The organism is Rhodococcus sp. 7Tela_A2, from assembly GCF_049311045.1.
Classification (GTDB): Bacteria; Actinomycetota; Actinomycetes; order Mycobacteriales; family Mycobacteriaceae; genus Rhodococcus.
Genome location: NZ_JAXION010000024.1, coordinates 35,449 through 45,186 on the forward strand (window position 1 = coordinate 35,449; position 9,738 = coordinate 45,186).

The 9,738-nt window shown below is 69.9% G+C and carries 10 protein-coding genes and 1 riboswitch; of the genes, 2 read left to right on the forward strand and 8 right to left on the reverse strand.

Annotated elements, in window-relative coordinates:
- Positions 1-3: 3 nt before the first annotated feature.
- The 8 genes from TVH25_RS06940 to TVH25_RS06975 form a co-directional block, all read right to left on the reverse strand.
- Entirely contained in the window at positions 4-417 is a 414-nt protein-coding gene (locus TVH25_RS06940) for a hypothetical protein (protein ID WP_169620185.1), read from the reverse strand.
- A complete protein-coding gene (locus tag TVH25_RS06945) occupies positions 414-1,604 on the reverse strand; it encodes an ArsA family ATPase (RefSeq protein ID WP_169620186.1) in 1,191 nt (396 codons plus the stop codon). The genes TVH25_RS06940 and TVH25_RS06945 overlap by 4 nt, the downstream gene beginning before the upstream one ends.
- Before the next feature lie 29 nt (positions 1,605-1,633).
- Positions 1,634-2,071 (reverse strand): SRPBCC family protein, encoded by a 438-nt coding sequence (locus TVH25_RS06950; RefSeq protein ID WP_169620187.1) that lies wholly within the window; start codon positions 2,069-2,071, stop codon positions 1,634-1,636.
- A 93-nt stretch (positions 2,072-2,164) separates the two neighbouring features.
- Positions 2,165-2,554: a polyketide cyclase / dehydrase and lipid transport gene (locus tag TVH25_RS06955; RefSeq protein WP_169620188.1), complete on the reverse strand. Its 390-nt coding sequence runs from the start codon at positions 2,552-2,554 to the stop codon at positions 2,165-2,167.
- 10 nt (positions 2,555-2,564) lie between these two features.
- Complete coding sequence (locus TVH25_RS06960; RefSeq protein ID WP_422423667.1) at positions 2,565-3,761, reverse strand: glycosyltransferase family 4 protein; 1,197 nt, start codon at positions 3,759-3,761, stop codon at positions 2,565-2,567.
- A gap of 48 nt (positions 3,762-3,809) precedes the next feature.
- Positions 3,810-5,147 carry a hypothetical protein gene (locus TVH25_RS06965; RefSeq protein WP_422423668.1) on the reverse strand — a complete coding sequence of 446 codons (1,338 nt, stop codon included), beginning with the start codon at positions 5,145-5,147 and terminating at the stop codon, positions 3,810-3,812.
- 30 nt (positions 5,148-5,177) lie between these two features.
- Positions 5,178-6,224 (reverse strand): NlpC/P60 family protein, encoded by a 1,047-nt coding sequence (locus TVH25_RS06970; protein ID WP_422423669.1) that lies wholly within the window; start codon positions 6,222-6,224, stop codon positions 5,178-5,180.
- 154 nt (positions 6,225-6,378) lie between these two features.
- Complete coding sequence (locus tag TVH25_RS06975) at positions 6,379-6,954, reverse strand: C40 family peptidase (protein WP_422423670.1); 576 nt, start codon at positions 6,952-6,954, stop codon at positions 6,379-6,381.
- Between the two features lie 14 nt (positions 6,955-6,968).
- Positions 6,969-7,131: riboswitch (cyclic di-AMP (ydaO/yuaA leader) on the reverse strand.
- A gap of 504 nt (positions 7,132-7,635) precedes the next feature.
- Between TVH25_RS06975 and TVH25_RS06980 the strand changes: the two genes are divergently transcribed.
- Positions 7,636-9,387 (forward strand): DEDD exonuclease domain-containing protein, encoded by a 1,752-nt coding sequence (locus TVH25_RS06980; protein ID WP_422423671.1) that lies wholly within the window; start codon positions 7,636-7,638, stop codon positions 9,385-9,387.
- Between the two features lie 33 nt (positions 9,388-9,420).
- A complete protein-coding gene (locus tag TVH25_RS06985) occupies positions 9,421-9,696 on the forward strand; it encodes an Lrp/AsnC family transcriptional regulator (RefSeq protein ID WP_072699135.1) in 276 nt (91 codons plus the stop codon).
- Positions 9,697-9,738: the final 42 nt, after the last annotated feature.

Below are 9,738 nucleotides of genomic sequence, written 5' to 3' on the forward strand. Positions count from 1 at the left end.
GGGTCAGGGGCGGATGGTGACGGAAATCGGCACGAATCCCCCGCCGTTGTCGCGAGGCTCCGGGGGCGTCGGATCCGTGGGCGCCGACGGGTCGGGCCGCGGTGGGAGATACCGCGCGAGCAGTTCGCGTACCAGCGCGATGAACGCCGCGAGCTGGGACGCGAGGCGTGTGAGCAACTCGTGGTTCTCGCCGTTGACCAGCGCCGCCACCGCACACACCGGGCACCAGGAGCATCCGGTGGTCGCCGGCCGCCCGGATTCGCCTGCGTCGGCGTGCGCTGCCGCCTTCTCCGGAACCGGGTCCGGGACGTCGCCGCGACCGGCAAGTTGTTCGGCCACGCCGTCCATGTAGTCGAGAACCGTGTCGGCCAGGACCCGCAAGTCGGCGAGGAGGGCGTCGTGGTCGTTCTTGCTCACTGCGGCCACACCGCCGGGTCGGGCACGAAGCGCACGAGCAGATCGGTGCCGTCGAACTCCGCGTCGGACACCGTGCATCTGCGCAGCACCGAGGCGAGGTGCACCCGGCGGCGGATGCCGTCGGCACCGACCACCAGGTGGTCGTCGACTCGTCCCAATGTCAGCGACGCCGGGTCCGCCAGCGGCAGATACATCCGCATCGCATACACCGCGTCCACCCCCGTCCCCGATTCGTGCTGTACGCGAACCCGTTCCACGCCGTCGCGAAGGGTGGCCGGATCGCAGAGATCCCGGATATCGGTCGCCAGGTCTCCGAGAGACGCCCACCCTACCGGTTCTTCGTCGCGTTGCTCACACCCGACCACCGGCACCTCGGTGACGATCGAGGTCATCTCGTCGAGCACCGCCAGTTGGTCGGCACGCCGGCGCGCGAGCCACCCGGCTGCCGGACCGTCGCCGTCGAATGCCGGCACGATCCCGTTGGCGACGACGGCCTCGAGTGTCAGGCCGATCAGAGCGGCCCACGAGCGGAGCCGGACCATCTCCGCACGACCCGCACGGTCGGGAGTGGAGACGAGCACGGCGGTGGTCCTGTCCGGGTTCTCGAACAGGTCGCGGGTGGCCGCGATCCCGGAGAGAATCCGGTCGAACAACGCCACGACGACCGTCAGGCGCGGGTCCGGTCCGATCGCCGCCTCGACGCGGCTGTGCTGCGGCCAGATGCGGTCCATGTAATCCGAGATCGTGCGCGGCGCCGCGAGCATGCGCACCGCGTCGGCCGATGCGGGGGCGTCGACGATCACGGTGTGCCAGCGTCCGCTGTCGGCCAAGCGCGCCACTTCCGAGAGGGCGAGCAGTTCCTCCACCCCGGGAAGGCCGGTGAGTTCTTCGGGCGCGGGCAGAGCGAAGCGGTCGCCGTGCTCGTGGCCCGCGGCGATGGACGCCAGCGACGCCAGGCTCGCGAAGCGTTGCTCGAGCAACGCGAGCGAATCGACCTCGATCAGGTCGACTCCGTCGCCTGCCGAGCGCACACCTTCACCGGGGGCGACGTCGAGGACGCCGGACAGCGAATGCGCCTGGTCGATCGAGGCGATGAGCACCGGTGCGCCGGTGCGGGCGATGCCGAGCGCCGTCGCCGCGGCCAGCGTGGTCTTGCCTGCTCCGCCCTTGCCGAAGAACACACGCACGCGCGCGGGGGTGGCCTCGCTCGAGGTGCTCAGCCCTCCACCTGCTTCTTCAGTTCCTTGAGCGCGGTGTCGGTGATGACCTTCTCCGCCTTGCGCTTGAACAGTCCGATCATCGGGATGTTGACGTCCACGGTGAGCTGGTAGTCGACGACCGTTCCGCCGTCCGGGGTGTCGTTGAGAACGTACGAGCCGGACTGCGCCTTCTGGATCTCTCCGGATTCGAGTTCCCAGCTCACGGCGCGGCCGTCTTCGGCCCACTGGTATCGCAGGACGTACGTGTCCTTCACGATTCCGGCGTCGAGCACGAAGCGGACCCGGTCGGCGAGACCGTCCGGCCCGGTGCTCAGTACCTCGACGGTTTTGGCGGCTTCGACCCATGTCGGGTAGGCGGCGAAGTCGGCGATGACAGCCATGACCCGATCGGCCGGCGCATCGATGGTGATCGACCTCTTGGTCTTATCGGCCATGCGATGAATGCTCCCTTTCGTCCGTCCACCCGACACGGCGCGCTCGGCGCCGTCGCCGTTGTCTACCACACACCGTATCCGGCGGCTACGACCTCACAGGCGCGGGGATTCGCCCGCCGGACGACCCGCCTCGAGGCGTGCCTTCACCTCGAACGCCATCTTCTTTCCCGCGACGCGCCGCTCGCGGGTGATGCCGGCGATGTTCAGCGATGCGATGCGCGACGGTGCGACACCCGTCGGTTCACAGTGCAGGAAGTAGTGGACGACGGCTCCGTCGAGAACCGGTTCGATCCACACTTCCATCGTTCCGTTCAGCGGGCCTGCGACGGCCCACCGGATGCCCTTCTCGGCTCGGTCCTCCCGGACCGTGAGCGCGAGCTCGGGCCACCACTCGCGCCATCGCGCGGGCGACGCCAGCGCGGTCGCGATCCGTTCCGGGGGTGCGGCGATGAAGGTTTGGTCCGCCACCTGAATGCTGCTCACGGGGACAGCTTCACATATCCGCCGAGGGTGTCCGTCCGTCGCCCCGCCGATCGGGATCCGTCGCCGAAGGCGCAGGGTCCACCTCGAGGAGCCGGCGCAGCTTTGCGCCCAGTACGTCCCATTGCCACTCTGTCGAGACCCATTCGCGTCCCGCCGCACCCATCGTCGCGGCCCGGTCCCGGTCGGCGAGGATCCCGCTGACGGCTGTCGCGATCGCGGTCACGGACGTGCCGTCGACGACGAACCCGGTCTCCCCGTCCCGCACGGTTTCGGGCGCGCCCCCGGACCGCCCCGCGACCACGGGGCCACCCGTCGCGGACGCTTCGAGATACACGATGCCGAGTCCTTCGACATCGAGTCCCCCACCCCGGGTCCGGCACGGCATGGCGAACACGTCGGCGATGGTGTGATGCGCCGCGAGTTCGGCGGCGGGAACGCCACCGGTGAAGACGACGTGGTCGGTGACACCGGTGCGGTGCGCGAGGTCGCGGAGCCGGTCCTCGTAGGGGCCACCGCCGACGATGACGAGGACCGCGCCGTCGATCCGGCGCCGGATCTCGGGCAGCGCGCGGATCAGCATGTCCTGGCCTTTGCGCGGCACGAGCCGCGACAGGCACAGCACCGTCGGGCGGTCGCCGAGCCGGTACCGGGCGCGCAACTCGGCGCGTGCGACCGGGTCCGGGCAGAAGACGTCGGTGTCCACGCCCGACGGGAGGTGCTCGAGCGCGGCATGCGGGCCGAACGCCGACGCGAATCGGCTGCGCGTGTAGCGGCTCACATAGGTGATGGTGTCGGTGTGGTCGCCGATCCGGCGTAGCGCCTGACGTCCGCCCGGCACCATCGACCAGCCGACCTCGTGACCGTGGGTACTCGCGATCACGCGCTGCGCCCCGGCGCGTCGCATGGCGGGAGCCATCAGCGCCAGCGGTGCGGATGCTCCGAACCACACGCTGTCGCAGCCGTACTCGGACACGAGGCGCGCGGCGCGTCGAGCGACGTCCGGGGTGGGGAGCATCAGCGTCGTGGGATGCCGCACCACCTCGTACGGCTGCTGCGCGTCGAACGTCACGTGACTGTCCCCGCGCCAGCGAGGCGCATAGACAACGAGATCCTCGGCACGCAACTGGCCGGCGAACGCCTGCAGGTACGACTGGATACCGCCGGGTCGGGGCGGAAAGTCATTCGTGACCAGCAGAGTTCGCGACATGGCTACACCGTAGCGATGTCCGGACCGGGTCCGGATGGACGGGTCGGCTCAGCCCACGGTGAGTCGTTCGGAGACCCAGTTGCCCCACCGGCCGACGTAGTCGCCGGTCCCGAGTCCCACGACCTCCCGGAGCGCGTCGTCGACCTCGTCCGGCTCGGCCGGTCCCGTCGAGAGCGCTCGGTACAGCGACGTCAAACTGTCGACGCCGAACTCCTCGGCGGTGAATGCCGCGACCGACCACGCCTTCTCGTAGGCGCTGCGTGCGCCCTGACCGGCGGTGAACTCGGCATCGTCGGGTAGCGCACGGGGCAGGCCGTTGCGGAGGGAATCCTGGACGAGGGTCGGTGCGATCCGGCGAAGGTCGTTCGCGGTGACGCCGCCCCCGGGGTCCGTGCCCGTTCCGCGGTACCCGATGTAGTCGGCATATCCCTCGAGGACCCACAGCGGGGAGCCGTCGACCGTCTCGGTCCGGGTGGCGATGTGCACCATCTCGTGCCGCAGCAGTGCGCGCAGACCCTGACGGGTGAGGCGTTCCCCAGCATCCGGAGCGAAGACGATCCGCTGCCCGGTCGCGGTGTCCGTCCCCGGCCGGACGGCGTCCGAGACGGCGACGGCCGCGATTTCCTCGCCGTCGTGGCGGGTTCCCACCTGGTGTGTGAATTCCTCCCGCGATCCCGTCGCGACGACGAGGGCGCGCCGTGACCATTCCTCTCCCCATACTTCGGAGACGGCGTCGACGGCGGAGTCGAGTTCGGTCGCCGTCGCCTCGATGAGGTCGTGGCGGTCGGTGGGTCCTATCACCAGCGAGCGGCCTCCGGCGGTCGCGACCTCCGCGACGTGGAGGGGTCCGTGGTCCCAGGGGCCGCGCCACGTGACCGCGCCGGGGATCACGGGTGCATCGTCTGCGAGCAGCCATCCGCCGGACCGCTCGACGAACAACGCCGTGACGGGACGGCGGGTCGGTTCCTCGTCTACGCCGTCGACCGCGTAGCGGAGATAGACGATGTGCGCGCGCACCGGGTCCGCGCCGAACGCGGCGGTGAGCGTCGTGGGTACGTCGAGGTCCGGTTCGGGTCCCATCTCGTATCCGAAATCGGCGAGGGGCACCGCCCGGAGCGACTCCGCGCGCAGCGTTTCGGACTCGAGCAGCGCTGTGGCGGCCGGGTCGATCACCGACGCCAGCGCGTCGCGGTCGGCGCGGCGCACCGCATCCGCCCAGCGATCGACCAGCGACTGCAGTTCGGTGCGGGTCGTCTGATCGGTGTCGGCCGAGTCCGCGGGTGCGACGACGAGCAGCACACCGGCAGTGACGACGGCGAGGACGAGCCCGGCCAAGCCGAGACGTTCCCACCGCCGATGACGGTTTGTCGACGCAGGCGCAGGCACGGCGGCCAGTGTAAGGGGCCGCCCGCCCGGTCAGTAGCGGCGTGCGCTGTGGAAAGGGAAGCTTGCCATCGACTGCACCTTCACCGGCACACCGAACGTGGACGCGTGCACGATGTTGCCGTCACCCGCGTAGAGGCCCACGTGGGAGGCGTCGTCGTAGAAGATCACCACGTCGCCGGGCTGAAGGTTGTCGCGCGAGACGGGAATGCCACCCTGTGCCTGGGCCTGGCTCGAGCGCGGCAGGGTCTTGCCCACCTGGTTGTACGCCCACACGACGAGACCCGAGCAGTCGAACTGGTTCGGTCCGGTCGCGCCCCACACGTACGGGTCGCCGATCCGGGTCATGGCAGCGCGGAGCGCTCCCCCACCGGTGCCGGGGACGAGGTGCTGCAGGATCGTGTCGGCGTCGAGACCGGGCGGGAAGGGAGTGCCCGCGAGCACTTCCTTTTCCTGGTCGCTCAGCGCGTCGAAGGCGTCGAGGACGCCGGCGATATCGGCTTCGAGTTCGGCCTTGCGGCGTTGCAGATCGTCCCGGAGTACCTGTGCCTCCTCGGCGGCGACGGCGGCGGCTTCCGCAGATCGCTGTGACGAGGCGGCCACTTCGGCGGCCGCGGCCGTGGCGACCTTGAATCGTTCGACGTCGCGGGCCGTCTGGGCGCCGAGGACGTCGAGCAGCACCATCTGGTCGAGCATCTGCTGCGGGGAATCACTGACCATGAGGGCGAAGAGCCGGTTGGTGCGGGCACCCCGGTAGTTCGCCTGCGTGAGTTTGTCCACGGTGGGCTTGAACCGGGCGACCTCGGCGCGCGCCAGACCCAGCGCGTCGCGGTCCTCGGCGGCGACCGCCTCGGTGGACTGCTGGTCGGCGATCTTCTTCTCGAGGTCCAGCCCGGCGTTGTGAAGGGCTTCGGTGGTCTGTTCGGACCGACGGGACAGGTCCGCCAGGTGTTCGAGCTTTGCTGTGGGGCTGTCGTCCACCGGCTGCGCCCCCGCGGGCGAGGTGGAGACGGCCAGTGCCATCAAGACCGCAACCGCCAGCAACGCACGAATTGCCTGCTTCGTCCTATCGGAAACCACGAAGGCGCATCCTTTCCAAAGGTCTCGATGAGGTTACGGAACGGCATACGTTTGTGTCTACCCGGTGGCGCAACCCGGACTACGACGTGGGGGGGGGGGGGGGGGGGCCCGGCCGTCCCCCCCCCCCCCCCCCACGTAGCTGCATACCGACGGATCAGAAGCGGCGTGCTCCATCGACCGGCATCGAGTCGAGCGGCGCGATCTTCACCGGCTGGCTCGAGGTGGACGCGTGCACGATGTTGCCGCCACCGACGTAGATCCCGGTGTGGCTTCCGCCGTAGAACGACACGACATCGCCCGGCATCAGGTCGGAGATGTTCACGGCCTGACCGGCAGATGCCTGGTCGTAGCTGGTGCGGGGAACGTTCAGTCCGGCCTGCTGGTAGGCCCACTGCACGAGACCGGAGCAGTCGAACGAGTTCGGGCCGGCGGCGCCGTACACGTAGGGGGACCCGATCTTGCTCTGGGCGGCGTCGGCCGCACGCTGGCCGACCGAGGTGTACGGAGCGGTGAATGCCGCAGGCGCGGGGGCGGTTCCGGCCTGCTGGGGGATGAGGTTGGCGACCTCGGGCGGCAGGGTGACGCCGGCGGGGAGGTCGAAGGATCCCACACCGGGGATGGTGACGGTGTCCGCCATGGCGGGGCCGGCCGAGACGGTAACTGCGCCGAGCGCGATGGCTCCGGCGACGAGCGCGCGCCGAAGGGTGCGCTTGTTGTTCTGCGAAACCACGAGGGGGGTGCTCCATTTCTTCCGTTCACCCGCCGACCGAGTTAGCTGACGGGTTCGGGCCGGAAGTCAGCCCTACCCTTCGCCGGCGAGCGGCTGAAGGGATTCACCCCAGGTACTAAGTGGGTCCCCGGCTCGGATGCTCCGCGACTGGAGCCTCCGATTAGGCGGTGACCGAGCGGCTCCGACACGGGAGTGGGCCGGAAAACTCTCCGCTTGGTCTCGAGAAGATTACGAAACGGCAACGGAGAAGTCGAGTGCCTCGCGTGAGCATTGTCCCTTTTGGTTTAATTTTCGTCACTTTTACGCCGGACGCTCCCCTTCGGTAACGAAGCAATAACGACCGGTCTGCTTTACCTCGCGCGCCGCGCGCGCCGCGGCGGGGTCCACCCCGGTTCCCAAGACGTCCGTGCGGACGCTTTCCCAGGTCTCCGGCCCATTCTCCCGGCGGGTGCGCCCCCGCGGCCGCCCCGTGCCGGCGCGGCCCCCGCGGCGGGCCGATCGGTATGTTTCGAGGCAGTCCAACGGCCCTGTGTCCCAAACCGAAAGACCCCTGTGACGCTCGTCTCTTGCGCCCGTCCACACCCCTGCCGACGTCGTTTTCCGAGGTGATGTCACGGCCCGGGCACGGGCCGTGACGGAGGGGCCGGAGGCCGTGTCGGTGCCGATTCCTAGGCTCGCCGCATGACGTCGCCGCCACGGTTCACCGAATCCGGGCGCGGAGTCCAGCTCGGCTTCGACGAATTGGACACCCCGCTCCGAGACACCACCTTCGTCGTCGTCGACTTGGAAACCACCGGGGGCCGGGCAGGCGACGACGCGATCACCGAGATCGGCGCGGTCAAGATCCGGGGCGGAGAGGTCCTCGGCGAGTTCGCGACGCTGGTGGACCCGGGGCGCGCGATCCCACCGCACATCGTGCAGCTCACCGGCATCACCACCGCGATGGTGTACGCCGCACCGAAGATCGACGAGGTGCTGCCGGCGTTTCTCGAGTTCGCCGCGGGTTCGGTACTCGTCGCCCACAACGCCGGATTCGACGTCGGTTTCCTCAAGGCCGCGACTGCCCACTGCGGCGCGGCGTGGCCGCGTTTCCCCGTGGTCTGCACAGTCAAACTGGCGCGTCGCGTCCTCGGCCGCGACGAGGCACCCTCGGTGAAACTCTCGGCACTCGCCCAGCTCTTCCGCGTCTCGACGCAGCCGACACACCGCGCGCTCGACGACGCCCGCGCCACCGTGGACGTCCTGCACGCGCTCATCGAGCGCGTCGGCAATCTCGGCGTCCACAGTCTCACCGAGCTCCGGGACTACATCCCGGCCGTCACCGGCGAACAACGGGCCAAGCGCACGCTCGCCGCGCACCTGCCCCGGCGACCGGGTGTCTACATGTTCCGCGGACCGTCGGACGAAGTGCTCTACGTCGGCACCGCCGTCGATCTCCACCGCCGGGTCCGCTCCTACTTCACCGGGTCGGAGACGCGTCCACGGCTGCGTGAAATGGTCGCGGTGACCACCCGCATCGACCACGTCGAGTGCGCCCACGGCCTCGAAGCGGGTGTGCGCGAACTCCGGTTGCTCGCAGCGCATGCGCCGCCCTACAACCGCCGCTCGAAGTACCCCACCCGCGGGTGGTGGATCGTGCTCACAGACGACCCGTTCCCGCGTTTCGCGGTCAGCCGCACCCCCGCGACCGATGCGATCGGGCCGTTCTCGGCGCGCACAGCGGCGTCCGAGGTCGCGGCCCACCTCGCCGAACTGTGCGGGATCCGCACCTGTACACGCCGGATCGGCCATACCGGCAAGCACGGGGACCGGTGCCTGCCCGAGGCCGTGGGTGCGTGTGCAGCCGCGACCTTCGGAGTTCAGGACGCGGCCGCTTACTCGACGCAGGTCGAACGGGCCCGCGCCGTGATCCGGGGTAGCGACGACGAGGTTCTCCGCGACCTGCACGGCCGGCTCGACCGGCTCGTTCTCGACGAACTGTTCGAGAATGCGGCACGTCTGCGCGACCGTGCGGCCGGCACGCTGCTGGCCCTGCGACGCACCCAGCGACTCGCCGCGCTCGCCGCGGTGGACGAACTCGTCGCGGCGCGTCCACGCGACGAGGGCGGGTGGGAGTTCGCGGTCGTGCGGGCGGGAAGACTCGCCTCCGCCGGGGTCGCGCCTCGGGGGGTGCCGCCGATGCCCGTCGTGGACGCGATCGTCGCGGCTGCGGAGACGGCGCGACCGATTCCGGGGCCGTTCCGGGGCGCCTCGCCCGAAGAACTGGGCCTGGTGGCACGCTGGCTGGACTCCGGGGGCGTCCGTATCGTCCGCGCCAGCCACGGGTGGTGCGAACCGGCTCTCGGCGCCGGTCGCTGGAGCGAGTGGGCCGAGAAGGCACGTGACGCCCGCGCGGTATCTGCGGTGGCGCCCGACGAGCGGACGACCACCTAGTCTGATGGAACCCGAGGAAGGCAAGGAGCCCTCATGATCAACGCCATCGTCCTGATCGACGCCGAAGCGCACCGCATTCCGGAGACCGCGCAAGCGGTGGCCGACCTGGCCGGGGTAGACAAGGTGTACTCGTGCGCCGGGGACGTCGACCTGGTGGCCCTGGTGCGCGTCCGCGACCACGAGCAGATCGCCGAAGTGGTCACGCGCGGCATCAACAAGGTCGAAGGCGTGACGAAGACCGTCACGCACATCGCTTTCCAGTCCTACTCCAGCGCGGACGTGGACGCGGGTTTCTCGATCGGTAGCTGATCCGCCCGGCGGACGAGTGTGGGCCCGGACTCCGACGAGTCC